Here is a 23928-nt window from a genome sequence, read left to right as displayed (position 1 = left end):
CATAACAGTTACGGCAAAGTGTACTGGACTGTACATGGAGTGGCGGCCCGCCGCCGTGGTCCACTGGCCGCCCTTCAAGGATGTCGGCATGGACAACGCAACCCGCGGCTGGATCAACGGTTTCATCGGTGTGGTGATCTTCGCCGGCTCGCTGCCGGCCACGCGGATCGCGGTACTGCAGCTGGACCCCCTCTTCCTGACCGCCGCCCGGGCGAGCATCGCGGCGTTGCTTGGCGGAATACTGCTGCTTGCCCTGCGCCAGCCGCGGCCTACGCGCGCATCGCTGGGGCCGTTGCTGGTGGTCGCCCTCGGGGTGGTGGTGGGATTCCCCCTGCTCACCGCACTGGCCCTGCAGCACGTGTCTTCGGCTCACTCGATCGTGTTCCTCGGGCTGCTGCCGCTGAGCACCGCGCTGTTTGGTGTGCTACGCGGCGGTGAGCGGATGCGTCCGGCGTTCTGGTTGTTCTCGCTGCTCGGCAGCGCCGCGGTGGTGGGCTATGCGCTGTCGACCGGGCTCGCCGCCTCGCTGCAGGGCGACCTGTTGATGCTGGCGGCGGTGCTGGTCTGTGGGCTGGGCTATGCCGAAGGTGCGCGCCTGTCGCGCACGCTGGGTGGCTGGCAGGTGATCAGCTGGGCCTTGGTGCTGTCCTTGCCGTTGATGCTGCCGCTGGTGGCCCTGCGCTGGCCGCCTTCCCTGGGGGCGGTGGATGCGCCGGCGTGGTGTGGCCTGGCCTATGTGGCGGTCTTCAGCATGTTGATCGGTTTCATGTTCTGGTACCGCGGGCTCGCCCAGGGCGGTATCGCCGCGGTCGGCCAGCTGCAGTTGCTGCAGCCGTTCTTCGGGCTGGCACTGGCGGCCGCGCTGCTGCATGAAACCGTGAGCTGGGCGATGCTGGTCGTCACGGTGTGCGCGGTGACCTGCGTGGCCGGTGCGCGGCACTTCGCGCGCTGACCCGAGCCGCGCGCTGCAGCCGTTGATCGTCGGGCGTTCGGTGACGATCGTTGCCCCCCGCGTTTGAGGGCATCGGGTGACTGCGCTATCCTGCGCGCCGCTTTCGCTGCCCCGGCAGGACCCCTTGTGATGACGCCACCCTGATACCGCGTTGACGACGCGCCGGCCCTTGCGCTGGCTCAGGGAGTGCTTTGTCTTCATCACACAACGCGCCGTGCGCATCGCCGGTGCGTGGAGTCTGTCCATGTCTGTATCCTACCCGCTGCGCCAGCAATGGCTCGGCAACATCCGCGGTGATCTGCTGTCCGGCGCCGTGGTCGCCCTCGCGCTGATTCCCGAAGCGATCGCGTTCTCCATCATTGCCGGGGTGGACCCCAAGGTCGGCCTGTATGCCTCGTTCTGCATCGCGGTGGTCACCGCCATCGCCGGGGGGCGACCGGGCATGATCTCCGCGGCGACCGGCGCGATGGCGCTGGTGATGGTCGATCTGGTCCGCGACCATGGCCTGCAGTATCTGCTGGCCGCGACGATCCTGGCCGGGCTGCTGCAGATCATCGCCGGCGCGCTGAAACTCGGCGCCCTGATGCGTTTCGTCTCGCGCTCGGTGATCACCGGCTTCGTCAACGCACTGGCGATCCTGATTTTCCTGGCGCAGCTGCCCGAATTGATCGGTATGCCATGGACGGTGTACGCCGTGTGCGCGGCGGGCCTGGCGATCATCTACCTGCTGCCGCTGCTGACCCGCGCGGTGCCCTCGCCGCTGGTGGCGATCGTGGTGTTGACCGCACTGTCCATCTGGCTCGGCCTGGACATCCGCACCGTGGGCGACATGGGCGCGCTGCCGGACAGCCTGCCGGCCTTCCTGCTGCCGGACGTGCCGCTCACCTGGGAAACATTGCGCATCCTGCTGCCGGTCTCGGCGACGCTGGCGGTGGTCGGCCTGCTGGAGTCGATGATGACCGCGCAGATCGTGGAAGACATGACCGATACGCCCAGCCAGCGCAACCGCGAGTGTGCCGGGCAGGGCCTGGCCAACATCACGGCCGGACTATTCGGCGGCATGGGCGGCTGCGCCATGATCGGCCAGTCGGTGATCAACGTCTCGTCCGGGGGCCGTGGGCGTTTGTCCTGCCTGGTGGCCGGCGTGCTGTTGCTGCTGCTGGTGGTCTACGGTGCGGACTGGGTCCGGCAGATTCCGATGGCCGCGCTGGTCGCGGTGATGATCATGGTCAGCATCGGCACCTTCCACTGGCGCTCGTTCGCCGAGCTCCGGCTGCATCCCAAAAGCTCAACGGTGGTGATGCTGGGCACGGTGGTCGTCACCGTGGCCACGCATGGCCTGGCCAAGGGCGTGTTCACCGGGGTGCTGCTGTCGGCCTTGTTCTTCGCCCGCAAGGTAGGCCGGATGCTGGATATCGCCGAGGCCGACACCGCCGACGGCACGCGTGTCTACACCGTGAGTGGCCAGGTGTTCTTCGCCTCGGCCGGGCAGTTCGCCGCGGCCTTCGATCTGCTGCATGTGCCCGAGCGTGTGGCCATCGATCTGAGCAACGCGCACTTCTGGGATCTCAGTGCGGTGGGTGCACTGGAGCGGGTGACCGGCAAGCTGCGCGCGCGTGGGGCCACCGTGGAGGTGATCGGACTCAATGCGGCCAGCCAGACGCTGGTGGAGCGCTTGGGGCGCGGCGAGCGCAGTGCGGGCATTCACTGAACACGGTCAGGAACCCGCGCTAAACATCGCGCCGATCACGCCGTTATCCAGCTGAGTCCCTTCTCTGGGCCGGCGCCGTCACGGTGCGGGCAGGCGGTATCTCCACAGAGCAGGGCGGTGCCACCGTGGCGTACGACGCGGTGACCCCAGCACAGGGACCCGCCCTGCCGGGAGTGGCGGCGGGCGCCTGCGCCGATCCGACGTTGCATCGATCCCCGCTGGCCGCGCCGTGATGACACCGCGCGCGTGCCGGCCCGCAATGGACTGCGTGTTTCCGTGGCGGCGCACGCGTGCGTCCGCCGGTATGCCCTTTTTCCGGAACCGCCCCCCATGCCCGTGTCCCGTCCCACCGCGTCCAAGCGCCCTGGCAGCATCGCCAACCGACTGATGCTGGGTACCGCGTTGATCGCCATGCTCTGCTTCGGTGTCACTGCCGCCATCAGCTATCGCGAAGCCAGTGCGTCGCTGGTCGATGCCTCACGCCACACCATGCAGAGCGAGGCCCAGGCCGAAGCGCTGCGGGTGAGTGGTGACCTCTCCAGTGCCTTCGCCACCAGCCAGGCGCTGGCGCAGAGCCTGCTGGTGCAGCGCGCCGCGGGTACGCTCTCACGGGCGACGGTCGCCGCCGTGATCCACCAGCAGGTGCAGGTACACCCGGAGTGGGTGGGGTTCGGCACGCTGTGGGAGCCGGAGGCGTTCGATGGCAAGGACGCCGAGTTCGTCGGTGCCGAGGCACACGACGCTACCGGCCGGTTCATGAGCTACTGGGCCTGGCACGACGGTGCGCCGATGCAGGATGCGCTGAAGGGCTACGACGTGCCCGGCGACGGCGACTGGTATCTCAAGCCAAAGGCGCTGAAGCGGCAGACGGTCGCCGAGCCTTACACCTACGAGATCGGTGGTCAGAAGGTGCTGATGACCACGCTGTCCACCCCGGTGATCGATGACGGCACCTTCCTCGGCGTGGTGACGGTGGACTTCGCCCTGGCCGCACTGCAGAAGCACCTGGCCGCGTTGCGCCCGATGGGCGAAGGTCACGTTGAACTGATCTCGCCCGGCGGCATCGTGCTGGCCGCGAAGGACCCGAACGAGATCGGCAGGCACCGCGAGGACGCGGTGACCACGCAGGTGTTGGCCGCGGTCAAGGCGGACAAGACCTTCGATGCCTTCGAACCGGATGCGGCCGGCAACGTGAAAACGTATGTGCCGCTGCGCATCGCGGGCAGCCAGGAGCATTTCGCGCTCGGCGTGATCGTGCCGCACGCGCTGATCACCGCGCAGGCGCGCGCGCTGCTGTGGATCATTCTCGCCGTTGGCCTGGGCGCGGCGCTGGTGCTCAGCGGCAGCGTGTACGTGCTGCTGCGCCGCCAGGCGATCCGCCCGCTGGCCGATGCGGTCCGCTTGTCCGCCGAGGTGGCCGAGGGCCGTCTGGACACGCCGCTGCCGCCCGCGCGCAATGACGAAGTCGGGCGCCTGCTCGAATCGATGCAGCGCATGCGCAGCCAGCTACGTGCGGTGATGGCGGCGCAGGGCGAAATGGCCCAGCGCCACGAGGCCGGCGAGTTGAGCTACCGCATGGACGCGCAGGCCTTCCCCGGCGAGTACGGCAAGATGGTGGAGGAGACCAATCAGCTGGTTGGCGCCAACATCGCGGTCACGCGCCGTCTGGTCGAGGTGATGCAGCGTTACGCGGTCGGTGACCTGAGCCAGGACATGGACCGCCTGCCCGGCGAACAGGCGGCCTTTACCGCGGCGATGGATACCACCAAGGCCAACCTGCGCGCCATCAACACCCAGATCGGGGCGCTGGCCGGCGCGGCGGCAGTGGGCGATTTCAGCCAGCGTGGCGACGTGGTGCGCTTCGACCATGACTTCCGCGGGATGGTCGAGAACCTCAACACCATGATGCAGGTCAGTGATGACAATCTGCAGCAGATTTCCGCGCTGCTGCGCGCCATCGCCGCGGGCGATCTCACCGCCCGCATGCACGGTGAGTTCCATGGCGTGTTCGCGCGGATGCGTGACGATGCCGATACCACGGTGGCGCAGTTGACCGACATTGTCGGCCGCATCCAGCAGGCCACCGGCAGCATCAATCTGGCCGCCGGTGAGATTGCCGCGGGCAACAGCGATCTGTCGCGCCGTACCGAGCAGCAGGCTGCCAGCCTGGAAGAGACCGCCGCCTCGATGGAGGAACTCACCTCCACGGTCCGGCAGAACGCGGACCATGCGGTGCAGGCCAACCAGCTCGCCGCCGGTGCTGCCGAGGTGGCCTCGCAGGGCGGGATGGTGGTCGGCCAGGTGGTGACCACCATGGCCGGCATCGAGGCCTCGTCCAAGCGCATCGCCGAGATCATCTCGGTGATCGACGGCATCGCCTTCCAGACCAACATCCTGGCGCTGAACGCCGCGGTGGAAGCCGCACGTGCTGGCGAGCAGGGCCGCGGTTTCGCGGTGGTGGCCACGGAGGTCCGCGCGCTGGCGCAGCGCTCGGCCGGCGCTGCAAAGGAGATCAAGACCTTGATCGACGACTCGGTCACCCAGGTCAGTGCGGGTTCGGCGCTGGTGCAGACCGCCGGCCGCACGATGGAAGAGATCGTCACCGGCGTGCGCCGGGTCAACGACATCATGGCCGAGATCTCGGCGGCCTCGAAAGAACAGTCCGCCGGCATCGAACAGGTCAACCAGACCATCACCCAGATGGACGAGACCACCCAGCAGAATGCCGCGCTGGTGGAGGAAGCCACGGCGGCGGCGCGTGCGATGGAGGAGCAGGCCCAGCACCTGGGTACCGCGGTGGCAATCTTCCGTCTGCAATCCAATGTGGCTGTGGCGGGCTCACCGGTGCGTCGTGCTTCGCCGGCATACAGCACCGCCTGATTCACCGGATGCTCACCGCCCTGCGTTGGTAATCGGCGCTATCCTTTGCAGGCATGGTGAGCACATGACCTCCCGTTCCGATCGGCTTGGCCTGACCGCGCTGACTGCCCTGGTGGTCGGGTCGATGGTCGGTGCCGGCATCTTCTCGCTGCCGCAGAACATCGCGCGCAGCGCCGGCCCGGGCGTGGCCCTGATCGGCTGGATGATCAGCGGGTTGGGCATGTTGATGCTGGCCTTCGTGTTCCAGAACCTGGCCAACCGCAAGCCCGAACTGGATACCGGCATCTACGCGTACGCGCGGGCCGGCTTCGGTGATTACATCGGCTTCTCTGCGGCCTGGGGCTACTGGGTCTGTTCGCTGCTGGGCAACGTCAGCTACTTCGTGCTGATCTTCAGCGGGCTGGGCTACTTCGTGCCGGCCTTCGGTGAAGGCAACACCTGGCAGGCGGTGGCGTGCGCCTCGGTGCTGCTGTGGTCGATGCACGCGATGATCCTGCGCGGCATCCGCCAGGCTGCGCTGGTCAATGCCGTCGTGACCGTGGCCAAGATCGTGCCGATCGTGGTGTTTCTGATCATCGCTGCGGTCGGTTTCAAGGCCGAGATTTTCACCGGCGACTTCTGGGGCACGGCCGCGCTCGGCAGCGTGGGCGAGCAGCTGCGCGGCATGATGCTGATCACGGTGTGGGTGTTCATCGGCATCGAGGGTGCCAGCATCTACTCGCGGCGCGCGGCCAAGCGCTCGGATGTCGGGCGCGCGACCATCATCGGGTTCCTGTGCGTTCTCGCGCTGCTGATGCTGGTCAATCTGCTCTCCATGGGCGTGCTGCGGCAGGATGCCCTGGCCCATGCACGCAACCCTTCGATGGCGTTCGTGCTCGAAGCCATCGTCGGGCCCTGGGGCGCCACGTTGATCATCATCGGCATGATCGTGTCGGTGCTGGGCGCATTGCTGGCGTGGGTACTGCTGTGCGCCGAAGTGCTGTACGCGGCGGCGGGGGATGGAACGATGCCTGCCTTCCTCGGGCGTGAGAACGCGCGGCAGGTCCCTGCCAACGCCCTGTGGCTCACCAACGGGCTGATCCAGCTGTTTCTGGTCATCACCCTGTTCAGTGCCGGCACCTATACCAGCCTGGTGCTGCTGGGCGCGTCGATGAGCCTGGTGCCGTATCTGTTCTCGGCCGGTTACGGCGCCCTGCTCGCGCTGCGCGGGGAAACCTATGCCGGGCAGCCCGCGCTGCGGTTCCGGGATCTGCTGGTGGCCGGGCTGGCAACGGTGTACGCGTTGTGGCTGGTCTATGCCGGTGGGCTGTCGCAGGTGCTGCTGTCCGTACTGCTGTACGCCCCGGGCATTGCCATGTTCGCCGCGGCCAAGTACCAGAATGGGCAACGGCTGTTCACCCGGGCGGAGCAGGTGATCGTGGCGGCCGTGATCGTCGTTGCCGGCTGGGCGGCGTGGGGCCTCTACCAAGGTCATCTTCACCTGGCCTGACCGTGCCGGATCGGCTCAGCCTTCCCGGTTGCCGCGCGCCACCCGCTCGGTCAACAGATCGATCTGCTGTTGCTGCTGTTGCAGGTGGTGTCTGGGAAACCGCGACGTCCAAGCCGAAGCGCGAGGTGGACCAGCATGATCAGGACCGGCACTTCCACCAATGGCCCGATCACGGCGGCGAACGCGACCGGTGAGCCCAGCCCGAAGGCGGCGATCGCCACCGCGATGGCCAGCTCGAAGTTGTTGCCGGTCGCGGTGAAGGCAATCGCCGTGGTGCGCGGGTAATCGCGTGCGATCCAGCGGCCCATGAAGAAGCTCAGCAGGAACTGCACGAAGAAGTAGATCGTCAGCGGGATGGCGATACGCACTGCATCCAGCGGAATGCGCAGGACGTCACCGCCCTTGAGGCTGAACATCGCCACGATGGTGAACAACAGCGCGACCAGCGTGATCGGGCTGATCGCGGGCAGGAAACGGGTTTCGTACCACGCGGCGCCGCGCAGCCGCAGCAGTACCCGCCGGCCCAGATAGCCCGCTGCGAAGGGGATGCCCAGATACACCAGCACCGCGCCGGCGATGGTCCATGTGCTGACATCGATCACGCTGCGCTGCAGCCCGAACAACGGCGGCAGCACGGTCAGGAACAGCCACGCATAGACGCTGAAGAAGGCGATCTGGAACAGCGAGTTGAACGCGACCAGGCCGGCCACGTACTGATTGTCGCCGCGCGCCAGCTGGTTCCAGACCAGCACCATGGCGATGCAGCGGGCCAGCCCGATCAGGATCAGCCCGGTCATGTATTCCGGCCGGTCGTGCAGGAACAGCGCGGCCAGCGCGAACATCAGCACCGGCCCCACCACCCAGTTCTGCAGCAGCGACAGCGCCAGCACGCGCTTGTCGGCGAAGACAGCGGGCAGGGCCTCGTACTTCACCTTGGCCAGCGGCGGGTACATCATCAGGATCAGCCCCGCGGCGATGGGCAGGTTGGTGCCGCCGAGGGTCATGGCCTCCAGCGCGGCGGGCAGGCCGTCGAACAGCGTCCCCAGCGTCACGCCAAGCGCCATCGCCGCGAAGATCCACAGCGTGAGCCAGCGGTCCAGGAAGGACAACCGGGAAGAGGCGGGCGTCGTCATCGCAACAGGCGCGGTCATCAAGGTGTCAGCGCGGCGGCGCGCATTGGCCGCCCGGGCCACAGTCCGCCTCGCCGGCGCAGCAGTTTTCGGTCAGGTAACCGATCAGGCCATTCATCGCCTCGAAATCGGCGCGGTAGCAGATGCTGCGTCCGCGTGGCTCGGCGTTGACCAGTCCGGCTGCGCTCAGCTCCTTGAGATGGAACGACAGGGTGGCACCGGGCAGCCCCAGTGCGGTGGCGATCTCGCCGGCCAACCGGCCGCCGCGGCCGGCCTGGACCAACAGACGGAAGACACTCAGGCGGGTGGCATGGCCGAGCGCGGCCAGGGCGTGGGTTGCGGTTTTATGTTCCATGTTTCTAGAATAGTCGAACAAATGATCCGGAGCAACCCGATGTCCCGCTTGCCACACCTGACCGCTGCGGCGGTCGACATCCCCGATCCCGCGCGGTTGTCGACGCGTGCCAGTGACCATCCGCCGCGCATTCTGGTTCTGTTTGGTTCACTGCGCCCGCAGTCGTACAGCCGGCGGCTCGCCAGGGAGGTGGAACGTCTTCTGCAGCACTTCGGCGCCGAGGTCCGCGTGTTCGATCCGCACGAGCTGCCGATGGTCGACGCGGTGGATGCCGACCACCCCAAGGTCCAACAGCTTCGTGCCTGGTCGCACTGGTCCGAAGGCCAGGTCTGGATCAGCCCGGAACGTCACGGGACCCTCAGTGCGGTGTTCAAGAATCAGATCGACTGGCTGCCGTTGTCCGAAGGCAGCGTACGCCCCACCCAAGGCCGCACCCTGGCGGTGATGCAGGTGTGTGGCGGCTCGCAGTCCTTCAATGTGGTCAACGCATTGCGGGTGCTCGGGCGCTGGATGCGGATGGTGACCATCCCCAACCAGTCTTCGGTTCCCAGGGCCTGGCAGGAGTTCGATACGGACGGCCGGATGAAGCCCTCGGCGTACTACGACCGCGTGGTGGACGTGGTCGAGGAGCTGGTGAAGTTCACCCTGCTGGTGCGTGACCACAGCGACTACCTGACCGACCGCTACAGTGAACGCAAGGGCGACGTGCACGCGGCGCAGTTGGCCCGTGCTGCCGGCGTGGTGGAGCCGGTCCCGCCACCGCCGCCGCGCGCCGTGGGAGACCACGCATGAAGGCGGTCATCTATCACAACCCCGCCTGCGCAACCTCGCGCAATGTGCTCGCGCTGATGCGCCATGCCGGCGTCGAACCGGAGGTGGTGGAGTACCTGCGGACCCCGCCGGATCGCGCGCATTTGATCGCACTGATCGCGGCGGCGGGGCTGCAGGTGCGCGATGCGCTGCGGGAGAAGGGCACCCCCTACGCCGCACTGGGCCTGGCCGATCCGGCGCTGGACGACGCGCAGTTGCTCGATGCGATGTTGGCGCATCCGATCCTGATCAACCGGCCGTTCGTGCAGACAGATCGCGGGGTGCGCCTGGCGCGGCCCTCGGAGAACGTGCTGGAGATTCTGCCACCGGTGCATGCTCCGTTCCGCAAGGAAGACGGCGAGGTGGTGATCGACGCCGAGGGCCGGGGCCCCACAAAAAAGCCCGGTCAGTGACCGGGCTCTTCATCCACGCCTGCGCGTTGCTTACCAGCGCATGCCGGCAAAGGGGTTCCAGCTGGTGTCGCCCTTCACTTTTTCCAGGTAGTACGAATAGTTGGTGGTCAGCGCGATCAGCACCGACCAGGCCACGCCGATCGCACGGCCGACCACCTCCGGCAGGAAAGCCACGACGACCATCAGCACCAGGGTGATGCCCAGGATGGTCAGCGCCTTGCGCCACATGCCCAGGATCAGCAGGTAGATCCAGCTGAAGAACAGGGCGAAGAAGTTGAAGTTGACCTTGATCTTCTGGCCGAACGGCAGCGTCTTGTACGCGGCCTTGAAGGTTGGCGAATTGGGGGCGCCGTGCTGTTCGAAGAAGTTGAAGCGGAACTGCCACTTGGGGCTGTAGGGGGAAGCAGTGTTGGAATCCATATCCGAATCGTGTGTTGAAAACGATTACATGATAGCGGCAAGCTCTTGATTAACGCCAATTTTTCGACGCTTCCTGTCACTGTTGGCACGGACTGCGGGCACCGTCACACATTCGTCCCGGTTTTCCGATAGGGTGCGCAATCCGCGCGGCCGGAAGCCCCGCGGGTCAAGAGAAGTCAACGAGATGCCAGACCATGTCCATTGATGTAATGCCCCACGAGCGCCCCGCGGCAGGACCGCAGATCACCCCATGTCCGGTTGCTACCCAGGCGCAGCACCTGCTCGCCCAGCTGCAGTTCTCGCAGGTGAGCGCACGTGCGCTGTCACGCCCGCCGGTCGACACCGACCTGGCCACCGCCGCCACCGTCGCCTGAGCTGACCCCGCCGCCCGTCCCACGCCGGAGCGGCCTCGGGACCGTGTGGGGGGCGAAAACTGCGCACCACCGGCGCCGCCGGATCCTGCGAAGTCCATTGCAGCCACTCACGTTGCGCTTGGCCCCGGACCCACATCCGGCGCCAAGATGAATGGGCAGAGGTCCGTGGCACAGGGCCTGCGCGCCTGCGTCCGGGCGGGGGCCGGGACTTGTCTCGATCCAAAAGCTGAATGCGGAGAAATCCCCAGTCAGCCCTTCGCGCGCACCTTACATTTCGCGCCATAGACTGAGCCGCATTTTTCGTCTCAAGTCGGTTTGGAGAGTTCGTGGGTTCCGGTAGTCACAGACATACGCTGCGTGCCGGTCTCCGGCCCGCACCGACAGGACGCATGCATGCCATCGCGCACGCTGGGCTCAGGACGCCCCATTCCACACTTGGCACCCCCGGCCTGGCACGCCCTGCACAGGGACACCGCGCATGAGTATCCAGACCCTCACCGCCCCGCTGGACGCCGGCCGGGCGACGTTGCCGGCCGAGTCGCCGTTGGCGATGCCCGAGCAGTCCCTGCGCGAGGGCCAGCTGCAGGTGCCGCGCCAGCGCACCTCGCCGCGGATGATCGGGCTGCGCCGTTTCTACATCCTGGGTGGCACCGCGGCGATGACCGCCGCCGCCAGCCGGATGATGTGGAAGGTGCTGGCCGTCAACGGCATCAGCGTGCTCGAGGCCTGCCTGCTGGTGCTGTTCGTCGGCCTGTTCGCGTGGATCGCGCTGTCCTTCGCCGGGGCCGTGGCCGGCTTCCTGACCGCCGTGTTCGATCGGGGCTACAAGCTGGGCATCGACCCGGACGCACCGCTGCCGACCGTGCACACGCGCACCGCGCTGTTGATGCCTACCTACAATGAAGATCCGCGCCGGCTGCTGGCTGGCCTGCAGGCGATCTATGAGTCCGTGGCCGAGACCGGCCAGCTGGCGAACTTCGACTTCTACGTGCTCAGCGACACCCGGCGCGATGACATCGGGCAGGCTGAGGAAGAAGCCTTCCACGCGCTGTGCGATGCCGTGGGCGGGCACGACCGCATCTTCTACCGTCGCCGCGGCGACAACAGCGGGCGCAAGGCCGGCAACATCGCCGATTGGGTCCGCCGCTTCGGCGGCGCCTACCCGCAGATGCTGATCCTGGACGCCGACAGCCTGATGACCGGCGACACCATCGTGCGCCTGGTCGCGGGCATGGAGCACAACCCGGATGTCGGGCTGATCCAGACCCTGCCGGCGGTGGTCGGCGGGCGTACCCTGTTTGCCCGCATGCAGCAGTTCGGCGGGCGCGTGTACGGCCCGGTGATCGGCCGCGGCGTGGCGTGGTGGCATGGCGCGGAGAGCAACTATTGGGGCCACAACGCGATCATCCGGACCCAGGCCTTCGCCGAGCAGGCCGGCCTGCCGTCGCTGCCGGGCAAGGAGCCGTTTGGCGGGCACGTGCTCAGCCACGATTTCGTCGAAGCCGCGCTGATGCGCCGTGGCGGCTGGGCCACCCACATGGTGCCCTACCTGAAAGGCAGCTATGAGGAAGGCCCGCCGACCCTGACCGATCTGCTGGTCCGCGACCGCCGCTGGTGCCAGGGCAACCTGCAGCACGCCAAGGTGGTCGGCTCCAAGGGCCTGCACTGGGTCAGCCGGATGCACATGCTGGTCGGCATCGGCCATTACTTCACCGCGCCGATGTGGGCGATGCTGATGCTGATCGGCATCGCGATTCCGCTGTTCCAGGGCGGCATCGACCTCAATGAAGTGCTGCATCTCTCGCCCGGCGTCTACTGGCGCCACCAGGATGAGACCCAGGTGATCCGCATGTTCGCGATCACCATGGTGGTGCTGCTCTCGCCCAAGGTACTGGGCTACCTGGCGATGCTGCTGGAGCCGGTCGAACGCCGTGGCTGCGGTGGCACGATCCGGGCCTTTATTTCGATGCTGCTGGAGACCATCCTCGCCGCGCTGATGGCGCCGGTGGTGATGTACGTGCAGTCGCGCGGCGTGGCCGAAGTGCTGGCGGGCAAGGATTCGGGCTGGGATGCACAGCAGCGCGACGATGGCGGGGTGTCCTGGCTGGCGCTGGCACGTGGCTATGGCGGGCTGAGTGTGTTCGGTCTGTTCATGGGGGCACTGGCATATGCCGTCTCGCCCTCGCTGGCGGCGTGGATGGCACCGGTGGTGATCGGCATGGTGCTGGCGATTCCGGTGGTGGGCTTCACCTCCTCGCGCACCGCCGGCGTCTGGATGCACCGGCTGGGGCTGATGGAGATTCCGGAAGAAACGGCACCGCCCAAGGTGCTGGTGCGCGCGGCCGAACTGCGCCGTGCGGCCGCCGAGGCGCACCCGGCCGGCTGAGCCCTGCGTTGCCGCGATCAGCGCCCCATTGCAGCGGGGGCGCGGTCATAATGCGGCTTGAACGTACTGGAGCCGCCTGATGCTGGATACCGTGGAAAACGAAACCGGCGCCGACCCGCAGTGGTCGGTGCTGTGGCTGCATGGCCTGGGTGCCGATGGCCATGACTTTGCCCCGATCGTGCCCGAACTGGTGCGCCCGCACTGGCCGGCGATCCGCTTCGTGTTCCCGCATGCGCCGGTGCAGCCGATCACGATCAACAACGGCGTGCCGATGCGCGCCTGGTACGACATCGTCAGCATGGACTTCCGTTCGCGCGCCGACAGTGCCGGCGTGGATGCATCGATCGTGGAGCTGGAGCTGCTGATCGAGCGCGAGATCGCCCGCGGCATTCCAGCAGAACGCATCCTGCTGGCCGGCTTCTCGCAGGGCGGGGCGGTGATCCTCAGCGCGCTGTTGCGCCGCACCCGTCCGCTGGCCGGGCTGATCGCGCTGTCGACCTATCTGCCGGATCCGGCCAAGGCCGCTGCCGCGCGCGTGGCCGATGCCATCAGCGTGCCGGTGTTCATGGCCCATGGCACGCAGGACCCGGTGATTCCGGTGGCGATTGCCGAGCACACCGCACAGACGCTGAGCGCGCTCGGCCTGCCGGTGGAGTGGCACACCTATACGATGGCTCACCAGGTCTGTGCCGAGGAACTGGGCGCACTGGGCAACTGGCTCGAGGCGCGTTTCGCCGCCTGACCGAATGAACGACCCGCGCCAGCAGTCCTGGTTGCCCGAACTGTGCCGCCTGCCGCGCCTGGCGGCGATGCTGGGGTTGGCCGAGCTGGTGGTCGTCGTGGTGGCGCTGGCGCCCGACGGCAGTCGCCACTGGACGCTGCCGGACTTCCTGTCTGCCAGCGGCTTCGCATTGTGGCTGGCGCTGGCGGTGACGGTCAGCCTGTGCAGCGTGCGCGCGATGCTCTCGCGCCTGCCCGAAGTGCCGGGCATGGTGCTGGTAGTGCTGATGACCGGGCTGATCGCCGGTGCGTGTGCGGCGATCGTGCATGCGCTGTACGGCGTGCTCGGCGGCAGCAGCTTTGCGCAGGCGGTCGGCTTCTGGCGGTTCACGCTGGGCAGTGCGGCGATGACCGCGCTGATCACCGCCCTGGCGCTGCGCTACTTCTACGTCAGCGATCGCGGCAGCGCGCAGATGCTGGCCAACGCACGGGCCCAGGCCGATGCATTGCAGGCACGGATCCGGCCGCACTTCCTGTTCAACAGCATGAACCTGATCGCCAGCCTGCTGCGTCGCGATCCGGACGTGGCCGAGCGCGCGGTGTTGGACCTGTCGGATCTGTTCCGCGCTGCGCTCGGGGCCGGCGATGGCGACTCCACTTTGCAGGCCGAGTGCGAACTGGCCGAACGCTATCTGTCGATCGAGTCGCTGCGGTTGGGCGAGCGCCTCAAAGTGATCTGGCTGCGCGACGAGCCGCTACCGTGGTCGCTGCCGATGCCGCGGCTGGTGCTCCAGCCGCTGGTCGAGAACGCCGTGCTGCATGGCATCTCGCGGGTGCCGGCGGGCGGCACGATCGTGCTGGCGCTGTCCAGCGATGGAACGCATCTGCGCATCCGCGTGCGCAACCCGGCACCGGATCCGGCCACGCGCGGGCTGCCGCTGCTGCAGGGCGCCGGCCACGCACAACGCAACATCGCCCACCGCCTGGCCTGGCGCTTCGGCCCGGCCGCGCGGATGACGGGGGCGTGGGCCGACGGCTACTATGCTTGCGAAATCACGGTCCCGGTCGAGTGAGGAAAGTGTCTTGAAGGTGGTGATCGCCGACGACGAACCGCTGGCCCGCGAGCGCCTGCGCGCCCTGCTCGCCGACCAGGCGGGCATCGAGGTCGTGGCCGAGGCCGAGAACGGCGAACAGGCGCTGCATGCCTGCGCGGAACTGCAGCCGGACCTGGTCCTGCTCGACATCGCCATGCCCGGCCTGGACGGGCTGGAGGCCGCGCGTCATCTGGCCACCTTCGAACCACGGCCGGCGGTGGTGTTCTGCACCGCATACGACGCGCATGCGCTGTCCGCATTCGAGGCGGCGGCCATCGACTACCTGATGAAGCCGGTGCGCCCCGAGCGTCTGGCTGCCGCGCTGGAGCGTGCGCGGACCTTCCTGGCCGGCCGCAGCGGCCCGGCGACCGCCGCCAGCCAACAAGCCCGCACGCTGCTGTGCGCCCGCCTGCGCGGCAGCCTGCGGCTGATCCCGGTCGAGGACATCCACTACCTGCAGGCCGAAGAGAAATACGTGGTCGTGCACCACGCCCGCGGCGAAGACCTGCTGGAAGAATCGCTGAAGTCGCTGGAAGAAGAGTTCGGCAACCGCTTCGTGCGCATCCACCGCAATTGCCTGGTCGCCCGGCACGAACTGGTCGAGCTGCGACGAAATGGCGCAGGCCAGGTCCAGGCGGTCCTGCGGCATGGCCACGGGCCGCTGGAAGTCAGCCGCCGCTGCGTGGCCAGCCTCAAACAGGACCTCAAGCACCTCTGAGCGAGGGCGGGGCCACGGCCTTCCCATCGGCCCCGGCTTGCAGTGACCGTTGGTCGATACGCCTCTGTGCGTCGATAATGGCGCCATGAAGACCCTGCGCATCGCCACCCGAAAGAGCCCGCTTGCCCTGTGGCAGAGCGAATATGTCGCCGACCGCCTGCGCCAGGCGCATCCCGGGCTGGACGTGGTGCTGGTCCCGATGAGCACGCGCGGCGATGAGGTGCTGGACCGTTCACTCGCGGCGATCGGTGGCAAGGGCCTGTTCCTCAAGGAACTGGAGCTGGCGATGCTGCGCGGTGAAGCCGATTGCGCCGTGCATTCGCTCAAGGACGTGCCGATGGAACTGGACGCGCCGTTCGCGCTGCCGGCGATGCTGACCCGTCATGACACGGCCGATGGATTCATTTCCAACCTGTACGCCTCGCTGGAGGCGCTGCCGATCGGCGCGCGGGTGGGTACCTCGTCGCTGCGCCGCCAGGCCCAGCTGCGCGCGCTGCGCCCCGACCTGGACCTGCAGGACCTGCGCGGCAACGTCAACACACGCTTGGCCAAGCTAGACAACGGCGGCTACGACGCGATCGTGCTGGCGGTGGCCGGGCTGGAGCGCCTGGGACTGGGCAACCGCATCGTGGCGCGCCTGGCCGCACCGGACTGGTTGCCGGCCCCGGCGCAGGGCGCGGTCACGGTGGAATGCAACGGCGAGGACGCGGCAGTGATGGGCCTGTTCGCGGCGCTGGACGATGCCGACACGCGTGCCTGCGTGGAAGCCGAGCGCGCCATGAACCGCGCGCTGCACGGCAGCTGCCACGTGCCGGTGGCCGGCTTCGCGCAATGGGAAGGCGAGGAACTGTTCCTGCAGGGGCTGGTCGGCGGTGTCGCCGATGGCCGCATCGTGCGCGCCGAGGCACGTGGCCCGGCCAGTGATCCGGAAACGCTGGGCCAACGTGTCGCGCGGGGTCTGCTGGATGCCGGTGCCGGGGAACTGCTGGGCGTTTGAATCCAGGCGAGTGCCGGCCAGCGGCCGGCACTGCATCACGTGGTGGGCGCGGGGCGCCCGCCTGGATTACTTGAACTTGTAGACCACGTTCATCGTGGTCAGCGTGTCGGTCTTGCGCTTGTCATCGGCGACGTCGCTGTTGTGACGCGCCTGCCAGCCGGCCTTCAGCGCCAGATGCTCGTTCATGCTGACCGACACGCCGAAATCGTTCTGCGCGAAGGTGTTGTACGACCCCGATTCGACCAGCAGCGTGTTCACCAGGTCGGTGTTCGGGGTCAGTGTGTACTTGAGATCGAACAGGCCACGGCCGATCAGGCCGGTGCGGGTCGAGTCGTCTTCGGTGTTGTGGGTGCGGCGCACACCGGGACCGATCTGCGCATCCATGTAGAAGCGCTCGGCGTCGATGATCCGGGTGCCGTAACCCAAACCGAACGAACTCTGGCGGTCGTAGGTGGCGAAATCATCGCGCTCGTAACGCACCGTGGCGGTGATCTGGCGGTGTTCGCCCAGCTGCAGCGCGCTGCCGGCACTGCCGGTGTAGCGGTTGGCGGTGGTGTTGCGGCGGCGGATGGTGGTGCCGTCGTCATTGGTATCGGTGTATTCCGAGCGCGAGCGCAGGCCGAACAGGTCCATGCTGTGCACCCAGTCATCGTCGGTGTAGCGCAGGCGCAGACGACCGTTGAAGCTCTCGGTATTGCTGTTGCCGCGGGCCGAGGCAAAGCCCAGTTCACCGCCACTGCCGCTCCAGGGGGAGGTCATCGCCGCCAGTTCGGCAACGTCCTGTGCATAAACCGCCGGGGCGCAGAGCAGCAGGGGAACAAGCAACGAAACGCGCAGGGACATCAACGGTTCTCCGTGATCGGACAAGGGGGAGGGACAACAAGGGGGGGATGATACTTGATGCGTTCAGCGTCACATTCGGCTAAGCGCCCCGGCTTTAGGGCACGTTCGGCCTCGGCCCCTGTTCAGGGAATATCGATGCGCAGTGAGGCGTCATCGAAGCGCGAATAGGTCACGGTGATCCGGAACGGCTGCCCGTTGGTCTCACCCTTGCGCTCGATCTGCACCGGCAGGCCATGCGCATTGATCCAGTACAGCAGGCCGTCGGGCGCTGCAGTGGCGTGGCGGACCTCGTATTTGTGCGCGCGCTGGCCACCGGCCCGTTCCTCGCCGAGGTCGCGCACCTGCAGCTGGGCCGGCTCCAGATCGGCCGGCAATGGATTGCGCCACTGGGCCAGCATCCCTTCGGGCACCGGGATCTGGCGCACTTCGCCGGCCCGCTGCAGGAAGAAGGTGCCGCCGACGATCGTCTGCGGGCCGTCGTCGGTGATCAGGCGGTAGCGGTCCGGGGCCACGTAGTCCAGCTGCGCCTCCACGGCGCGCGGGCCCTGCATCTTCATCACCGCATGGAAGCTGCGCAGCTGGCCGAAGCGCTGGCTGGCGGCCAGCACGGTGCCGACCGGGTCGGACGCCGGCGCGGTCGCGGCAGGCACCGCGGCCACAGGCGTTTCAGTGCGCCCACAGCCACTGAGCAGCAGGGCGGCGGCGGACAGGGCAAGGGCGGGCAACAGGCGCATGACGGGCGGCAGCAGGCGGTGGGGGCCCCACGATAGCCGAAGATGCAGCTCAAGCCGCCACAACGACGGCGACTCGGACATAATCGGGTCATGGACCGATATGAACGCATCAACGCCCTGCATCGCCTGCTCAAGTCCGCCCGTTACCCGGTAACGGTGGCGGCACTGCAGGAAAAACTGGAGTGTTCCCGCGCGACTGTCTACCGCGACCTGGCCTTTCTGCGCGATGCGCTGATGGCGCCGGTGGAAGGCGATGGCGAGGCGGGCTTCCGCTACCAGGCCGACGAAAGCGACCGCTTCGAGCTGCCGGGCCTGTGGCTGAGCTCGGAAGAACTGCATGCGCTGCTGGCCTCCCAGCACCTGCTCTCGCGTACGGGGGGCGGCGTGCTGTCCTCGGTGCTGGCCCCGCTGCAGCAGCGCATCGAAGGCCTGCTGGCCGCGCAGGCCGGCGTTTCGACCTGGCCGGTCGACCGGGTCCGGGTGATCCCGCACCGCGGCCGCAAATTCGATGAGGCCAGCTTCCGCGCGGTGGCCTCGGCAGTGCTGGAGCGCAAGCAGCTGGCCTTCGAGTACCGGGCCCGTTCGACGGATGAGGCGACCCAGCGCACCGTGTCGCCGCAGCGCATGACCCATTACCGCGACAACTGGTATCTCGATGCCTGGGACCACGGCCGCGAGGGCCTGCGCAGCTTCGCCGTGGACCGCATCTACAAGGCACGCGTGATCGATACCACCGCGCGCGATGTGGATGAGAGCGAGCTGGACGAGCAGCTGGGGGCCAGCTACGGCATCTTCTCCGGGCCGCCCAAAGGCTGGGCCACCATCGTGTTCAGCGCCAAGGCTGCGCGCTGGGTGGCCGATGAGCACTGGCATTCCAAGCAGCAGGGCCGCTTCCTGCCCGATGGCCGCTATGAGCTGAAACTGCCTTACAGCGTTTCGCGCGAGCTGCTGATGGATGTGCTGCACTACGGCTCGGACGCGGAAATCGTCGAGCCGGTGATGCTGCGCGAACAGGCCAAGGCATTGCTGGCCCTGGCGCTGACCAGCTACGAGTAAGCCGGCCCGACCGGCATCGGCTCATGCCGTGGGGTCATATGCCCCGGATTCCGCAAGGGCCGGGGCGTGCGGTATCGTGGGGCGCTGCTGCCCTTACGGATCCCGCTGCCCCCATGAAAAAGTACCTGCTGCTCCCGTTGCTTGCCGCCTCGCTGGCCCTGGCCGCCTGTGGCAAGCCGGCCAACGATTCCAAGAAGCTGGTGGTCGCCGCTACCGCGGTGCCGCACGCCGAGATCCTCGCCGTGGTCAAGCCGATCCTGGAAAAGGAAGGCCTGACCCTGGACGTGCGCGTATTCAATGATTACGTGCAGCCCAACGACCAGCTGGTGCAGAAGCAGGTCGATGTGAACTACTTCCAGACCGAGCCCTACCTGGACGCCTACAACCGCGACCGTAAGACCGACCTGGTCAAGGTGATCGGCGTGCACATCGAGCCCTTCGGTGCGTACTCGCGCCGCTTCAAATCGCTCGATGCGCTGCCCAACGGCGCCGACGTGGTGATTCCCAACGACCCGAGCAACAACAGCCGCGCGCTGATCCTGCTGCACAAGGCCGGCGTGATCACGCTCAAGGACCCGACCAATGCGTTGGCGACCCAGCGCGACATCATCGCCAACCCGAAGCAGCTCAAGTTCCGCGAGCTGGACTCGGCGATGCTGCCGCGCGTGCTGGACCAGGTGGACCTGGCCCTGATCAACACCAACTACGCGCTGGATGCCGGGCTCAACCCGACCCAGGATGCGCTGGCGATCGAAAGCAAGGATTCGCCGTACGTGAACTTCCTCGTTGCCCGCCCGGACAACAAGGACGATGCCCGCGTGCAGCAGCTGGCCAAGGCCCTGACCGGCCCGGAAGTGAAGGCTTTCATCGCCGAGAAGTACAAGGGCGCGGTCCTCCCGGCGTTCTGAGGGGTCACCCCACGCGGAAGCCCATCGTCGCTTCGACCGCCTGCTGCCAGCCGGCGTACAGCGCCTCGCGCTGATCCACCGGCATCTGCGGGGTGAAGCGGCGGTCCACCGCCCACTGCTCGGCGATGTCCGCCCGGCTGCTCCAGAAGCCCGTGGCCAGCCCGGCCAGATAGGCAGCGCCCAGCGCGGTGGTTTCGGCCACCTGCGGGCGCAGCACCGGCACGCCCAGGATGTCGCTCTGGAACTGCGCCATGAAATCGTTGGCGATCGCACCGCCATCGGCGCGCAGTTCCTTCAGCTCGATGCCCGCATCGGCCTGCATTGCGGCCAGCACGTCGCGGGTCTGGTAGGCCATTGATTCCACCGCCGCGCGGATGAAATGCTCCTTGGTGGTGCCGCGGGTCAGCCCGAACATCGCCCCGCGCACATCGCTGCGCCAGTACGGGGCGCCCAGTCCCACGAACGCGGGCACCAGGTACACACCGCCGTTGTCAGCGGCCCGTTCGGCGTAGGCCTGGCAATCGCTGGATTTGCCGAACATGCGCAGCCCGTCGCGCAGCCACTGCACCACCGAGCCGGCGACGAAGATCGAGCCTTCCAGCGCGTATTCCACACGGCCGTCGATGCCCCAGGCGATGGTGGTGAGCAGGCCATTCTCGGACACCACCGCCTTGTCCCCGGTGTTCATCAGCATGAAACAGCCGGTGCCATAGGTGTTCTTGGCCATGCCCGGTTCGAAGCAGGCCTGGCCGAACAGCGCGGCCTGCTGGTCGCCGGCGATACCGGCGATGGGCAGGTGCTGGTCGAAAAAGAACTGTGCCTGGGTGGTGGCATACACCTCGCTGGAGCTGCGCACCTGCGGCAGCATCGCGCGCGGAATGTTGAACAGCGCCAGCAGCTCGTCATCCCACTGCAGCGCATGAATATCGAACAGCAGCGTGCGCGCGGCATTGGTGACATCGGTGACGTGCGCCTGGCCGCCACTGAGGTTCCAGATCAGCCAGCTGTCGATGGTGCCGAACAGCAGCTCGCCGCGTTCGGCACGTGCCTGCGCGCCCTCGACGTGGTCGAGGATCCAACGGATCTTGGTCGCGGAAAAATAGGCATCGATCAACAGCCCGGTCTTGCGCCGGATCAGCGGCTCGTGACCCTCGGCCTTGAGCTGCTCGCAGATCGCATGGCTCTGCCGCGACTGCCACACCACGGCGTTGTGGATCGGCTGGCCGGTGGCCTTGTCCCAGACCACGGTGGTTTCGCGCTGGTTGGTGATGCCGATGCCGGCGATCGTGCGCGGGTCCACCTGATGGCGGTTCAACAGTTCGGTGATCGTGGTGTAGACGCTGGTCAGGATCTCGCGCGGGTCATGCTCGACCCAGCCCGGCTGCGGGAAGATCTGGGTGAACTCGCGCTGCGCGCTGCCGGCGATGTGCCCGGCACGGTCAAACAGGATGGCGCGCGAACTGGTCGTGCCCTGGTCGATGGCGAGCACGTAGTGCTTGTCCATGGTCTGCTCCGTGGAAATCGATGCCGTGAGGCGTGACAGGCCTACAGCCTACGGCATCGAAACGCGCGCCTGCAGCGTGGCCGCCAAGGCCTCGCGCTGGCGGGGATCCAGTCGCAGGCCCAGATGGCCGCGGCGCCACAGCACATCGTCGGCGCTGCGCGCCCATTCGTGTGCGATGAGGTAGTCCAGCTCGCGGTCGTACAGGCCGCCGCCGTGGTCCTGGCCCAGCGCGTCGAGCGTCTGCGCATCATCGAGCAGCCGCATCGCACGCATGCCGTAACTGGCGGCCAGGCGCTGCAGCAGGGCAGGGGGCAGGCCAGGGTGACCGCGCAGCAGCGCATCGGCCACCTCGGCGGCCGTGCCGCCATCGCCCCCCGGCAACGGCGGCCCGCCGGCCGTCCACGCCGCACCCATCTCCGGCAGCGAGGGTGACAGGCGCCCCAAGGCGTCCTCGGCCAAGGCGCGGTAGGTGGTGAGCTTGCCGCCCAGCACGCTCAGCAGCGGCGCGCCGGCGGTATCCACGTCCAGCCGGTAATCGCGCGTGACCCGCGACGCATCGCGGTGATGGTCGGCCAGCAGCGGGCGCACCCCGCTGTAGCGCCAGACGATGTCTTCGGCGCGCACGGGCGCCCGCAGGAACCGGTTCACCGCGTCGAGCAGATAGGCCTGCTCGTCGGCGCGGGGCTGCACCTGCGCCGGATCGCCGTCGTAGTCGGTATCGGTGGTGCCGATCAGGGTGAAGTCCTGTTCAAAGGGAATCGCAAACACCACCCGCTGGTCGGGTTGCTGGAACAGGTAGGCGCTGTCATGCGCGAACAGGCGCGGCACCACCAGGTGGCTGCCCTGCACAAGCCGCAGCCCGAGCGGTGCATCCAGCCCGGCGCGTTGCAGGACGGTGCCGGCCCAAGGCCCGCTGGCATTGACCACGCACCGGGCGCGGATGCGCTGCACGGCGCCGGTGGCCGTGCGCAGTACCGCCCACCAGTGATCGCGGTGGCGGATCAACTGTTCGCAGCGGGTGCGCGTGCGGATCTCTGCACCACGCTCGTGCGCGTCCAGTGCGTTGAGCACCACCAGCCGCGCATCGTTGACGCGCGCGTCGGCATATGTGAAGCCGGTCCGGTAACCCGGCTGCAACGTCTCGCCGCGGGGATCGCGTTGCAGGTCGATGCGTTGAGTAGCAGGGAAATGCGCATTGGCGCGGCCCAGGTGGTCGTACAGCCACAGGCCGGCACGCAGCATCCATGCCGGGCGCAGATGGCGTGCATGCGGCAGCACGAACGTGGTCGGGGCAATGAGGTGCGGGGCGAGCTGGCGCAGCGTTTCGCGTTCGTTGAGCGCCTTGCGCACCAGTGCGATTTCACCCTGCTGCAGGTAGCGCAGGCCACCGTGGATCAGCTTGGTGCTGGCGCTGGAGGTGTGGGCGGCCAGGTCATCCTGCTCGCACAGGCAGACCGAGAGCCCGCGCCCGGCCGCATCCCGCGCGATCCCGACGCCATTGATGCCGCCACCCACCACCAGCATGTCGAAGGACTCGCGCATCGGCTCCCCGGGGCGGATCGGCGTGGTCCGCCGTGGTGGCCAGTGTCGGGCAGTGGTCGGCAACGCCCGATGAAAGTTGCCGACCCCCAACGACAACGGGCCCGCGAAGGGCCCGTTGTGCGTACTGCGTGGAAGCGGACGGCGTGCTTAGAAGCGCGCGCCGATGCCGAAGCCCACGGTCCACGGATCCAGCTTGGCCTTGTCGCCGGTGCCTTCACCGTTGACGGTCAGCTCCGGGCGCGAATGCATGTAGCGGGCATCGGCGCGGGCGAACCAGGTGCTGTTGATGTTCATGTCCACGCCGACGGTGCCGATGGCGCCCTTGGCGGTCTTCACGCCGATGTGGCCGATGTCGCTGGCGAGGTCTTCATTGCTGAAGTTGGACTCGTAGTAACCGGCGCCCACGAACGGACGGAACACGTTGTCGGCCTGGCCGAAGTGGTACTGGCCGCTCAGCGCGATCGGCTGCTGTTCGACGGTACCCAGGCGGGCGCCATCGGTGCCGCGCACGCGGTGATCGAACTTGTCGGCTGCGCCCCACAGTTCCACGGCCCAGTTGTCGTTGATGTAGTAGCTGAAGCTCAGGGTCGGGGCCGGGCCGCCGTCTACCTTGCGCACGCCATCAAGCGGATCGTTCTTCGGCTGCAGCAGCGACACGCCGCCGACCACGGCGAAGTGCTTGCCCGAAGCGGTATCAACAGTGCTGTCCTGCGCGAAAGCAGCCGGCGCAAAAGCAAGAGCAGTCAGGGTAGCCAGGGTCAGGGTACGGATGGAGCGCATGGGGGAATCTCCTCAGGATGTTTTTGTTCTGGGCCCCGGTGTTGTGGGGCGAGGCAACCGTAGTCCCCGCAATATGAATCGCATCCGACGCACGTTAAAATTTAGTTGTTTC

General features: G+C 67.5%; 22 protein-coding genes. 14 read left to right on the top strand and 8 right to left on the bottom strand.

The annotated features are described in order from the left end of the window. The first annotated feature begins 88 nt into the window (after positions 1–88). The 4 genes from ACTT2I_RS15585 (at position 89) to arcD (ending at position 7032) form a co-directional block, all read left to right on the top strand. Positions 89–952, top strand: a complete 864-nt coding sequence (locus ACTT2I_RS15585; RefSeq protein WP_421098923.1) for a DMT family transporter — start codon at positions 89–91, stop codon at positions 950–952. Between the two features lie 244 nt (positions 953–1196). Next, positions 1197–2663, top strand: a complete 1467-nt coding sequence (locus tag ACTT2I_RS15580) for a SulP family inorganic anion transporter (protein ID WP_421098924.1) — start codon at positions 1197–1199, stop codon at positions 2661–2663. A gap of 330 nt (positions 2664–2993) precedes the next feature. Next, positions 2994–5543, top strand: coding sequence for a methyl-accepting chemotaxis protein (locus ACTT2I_RS15575; RefSeq protein WP_421098925.1), 2550 nt, complete (start codon positions 2994–2996; stop codon positions 5541–5543). 64 nt (positions 5544–5607) lie between these two features. Further along, positions 5608–7032 (top strand): arginine-ornithine antiporter, encoded by a 1425-nt coding sequence (gene arcD, locus ACTT2I_RS15570; RefSeq protein ID WP_088433744.1) that lies wholly within the window; start codon positions 5608–5610, stop codon positions 7030–7032. Positions 7033–7082: 50 nt separating this feature from the next. Here the strand turns inward: arcD and arsB are convergent, their stop codons facing one another. Then, the gene (arsB, locus tag ACTT2I_RS15565; RefSeq protein WP_421098926.1) at positions 7083–8183 is read right to left on the bottom strand and encodes an ACR3 family arsenite efflux transporter; all 1101 of its coding nucleotides are present in this window, start codon (positions 8181–8183) and stop codon (positions 7083–7085) included. Between the two features lie 7 nt (positions 8184–8190). Further along, positions 8191–8517 carry an ArsR/SmtB family transcription factor gene (locus ACTT2I_RS15560; RefSeq protein WP_421098927.1) on the bottom strand — a complete coding sequence of 109 codons (327 nt, stop codon included), beginning with the start codon at positions 8515–8517 and terminating at the stop codon, positions 8191–8193. Between the two features lie 39 nt (positions 8518–8556). On the opposite strand from ACTT2I_RS15560, the gene arsH reads away from it, so the two are divergent. Continuing rightward, the gene (gene arsH, locus ACTT2I_RS15555) at positions 8557–9309 is read left to right on the top strand and encodes an arsenical resistance protein ArsH (protein ID WP_421098928.1); all 753 of its coding nucleotides are present in this window, start codon (positions 8557–8559) and stop codon (positions 9307–9309) included. After that, positions 9306–9740, top strand: a complete 435-nt coding sequence (arsC, locus tag ACTT2I_RS15550) for an arsenate reductase (glutaredoxin) (RefSeq protein ID WP_421098929.1) — start codon at positions 9306–9308, stop codon at positions 9738–9740. The genes arsH and arsC overlap by 4 nt, the downstream gene beginning before the upstream one ends. A gap of 30 nt (positions 9741–9770) precedes the next feature. Here arsC and ACTT2I_RS15545 read toward each other — a convergent pair whose 3' ends face one another. Continuing rightward, positions 9771–10160 carry a DUF2628 domain-containing protein gene (locus ACTT2I_RS15545; protein WP_421098930.1) on the bottom strand — a complete coding sequence of 130 codons (390 nt, stop codon included), beginning with the start codon at positions 10158–10160 and terminating at the stop codon, positions 9771–9773. A gap of 194 nt (positions 10161–10354) precedes the next feature. On the opposite strand from ACTT2I_RS15545, the gene ACTT2I_RS15540 reads away from it, so the two are divergent. From ACTT2I_RS15540 to hemC, 6 genes are all read left to right on the top strand, one after another. Next, positions 10355–10534, top strand: coding sequence for a hypothetical protein (locus ACTT2I_RS15540; protein ID WP_088433746.1), 180 nt, complete (start codon positions 10355–10357; stop codon positions 10532–10534). Positions 10535–11012: 478 nt separating this feature from the next. Beyond that, a complete protein-coding gene (gene mdoH / locus ACTT2I_RS15535; protein WP_421098931.1) occupies positions 11013–12920 on the top strand; it encodes a glucans biosynthesis glucosyltransferase MdoH in 1908 nt (635 codons plus the stop codon). Between the two features lie 76 nt (positions 12921–12996). Further along, positions 12997–13662 (top strand): alpha/beta hydrolase, encoded by a 666-nt coding sequence (locus ACTT2I_RS15530; protein WP_172407545.1) that lies wholly within the window; start codon positions 12997–12999, stop codon positions 13660–13662. A 4-nt stretch (positions 13663–13666) separates the two neighbouring features. Then, positions 13667–14713, top strand: a complete 1047-nt coding sequence (locus ACTT2I_RS15525) for a sensor histidine kinase (RefSeq protein WP_088433749.1) — start codon at positions 13667–13669, stop codon at positions 14711–14713. A 10-nt stretch (positions 14714–14723) separates the two neighbouring features. Then, on the top strand, positions 14724–15452 hold the full coding sequence (locus ACTT2I_RS15520) for a LytR/AlgR family response regulator transcription factor (protein ID WP_088433750.1): 729 nt from the start codon (positions 14724–14726) through the stop codon (positions 15450–15452). An 85-nt stretch (positions 15453–15537) separates the two neighbouring features. After that, the gene (hemC, locus tag ACTT2I_RS15515; protein ID WP_421098932.1) at positions 15538–16449 is read left to right on the top strand and encodes a hydroxymethylbilane synthase; all 912 of its coding nucleotides are present in this window, start codon (positions 15538–15540) and stop codon (positions 16447–16449) included. Positions 16450–16515: 66 nt separating this feature from the next. Here hemC and ACTT2I_RS15510 read toward each other — a convergent pair whose 3' ends face one another. Together ACTT2I_RS15510 and ACTT2I_RS15505 are read right to left on the bottom strand one after the other, a co-directional pair. Continuing rightward, positions 16516–17292, bottom strand: a complete 777-nt coding sequence (locus ACTT2I_RS15510) for a DUF481 domain-containing protein (RefSeq protein ID WP_019183617.1) — start codon at positions 17290–17292, stop codon at positions 16516–16518. A gap of 122 nt (positions 17293–17414) precedes the next feature. Beyond that, positions 17415–18026: a hypothetical protein gene (locus tag ACTT2I_RS15505; protein ID WP_421098933.1), complete on the bottom strand. Its 612-nt coding sequence runs from the start codon at positions 18024–18026 to the stop codon at positions 17415–17417. 90 nt (positions 18027–18116) lie between these two features. Here ACTT2I_RS15505 and ACTT2I_RS15500 point away from each other — a divergent pair, with 90 nt between their 5' ends. Together ACTT2I_RS15500 and ACTT2I_RS15495 are read left to right on the top strand one after the other, a co-directional pair. Next, entirely contained in the window at positions 18117–19082 is a 966-nt protein-coding gene (locus ACTT2I_RS15500; RefSeq protein ID WP_088433753.1) for a helix-turn-helix transcriptional regulator, read from the top strand. Between the two features lie 113 nt (positions 19083–19195). Next, positions 19196–19990, top strand: coding sequence for a MetQ/NlpA family ABC transporter substrate-binding protein (locus ACTT2I_RS15495; RefSeq protein WP_121040102.1), 795 nt, complete (start codon positions 19196–19198; stop codon positions 19988–19990). 4 nt (positions 19991–19994) lie between these two features. On the opposite strand, the gene glpK is transcribed toward ACTT2I_RS15495, so the two are convergent. From glpK to ACTT2I_RS15480, 3 genes are all read right to left on the bottom strand, one after another. Next, positions 19995–21494: a glycerol kinase GlpK gene (gene glpK, locus ACTT2I_RS15490; RefSeq protein ID WP_421098934.1), complete on the bottom strand. Its 1500-nt coding sequence runs from the start codon at positions 21492–21494 to the stop codon at positions 19995–19997. A 48-nt stretch (positions 21495–21542) separates the two neighbouring features. Next, entirely contained in the window at positions 21543–23036 is a 1494-nt protein-coding gene (glpD, locus tag ACTT2I_RS15485; RefSeq protein ID WP_421098935.1) for a glycerol-3-phosphate dehydrogenase, read from the bottom strand. Between the two features lie 147 nt (positions 23037–23183). Then, the gene (locus ACTT2I_RS15480; RefSeq protein ID WP_019183623.1) at positions 23184–23816 is read right to left on the bottom strand and encodes an OmpW/AlkL family protein; all 633 of its coding nucleotides are present in this window, start codon (positions 23814–23816) and stop codon (positions 23184–23186) included. Positions 23817–23928 lie beyond the last annotated feature (112 nt).

The organism is Stenotrophomonas sp. PUT21 (genome assembly GCF_052232875.1).
In the GTDB taxonomy this organism is placed as follows: Bacteria; Pseudomonadota; Gammaproteobacteria; order Xanthomonadales; family Xanthomonadaceae; genus Stenotrophomonas; species Stenotrophomonas maltophilia_N.
This window is presented reverse-complemented; position numbering and strand designations above follow the sequence as displayed.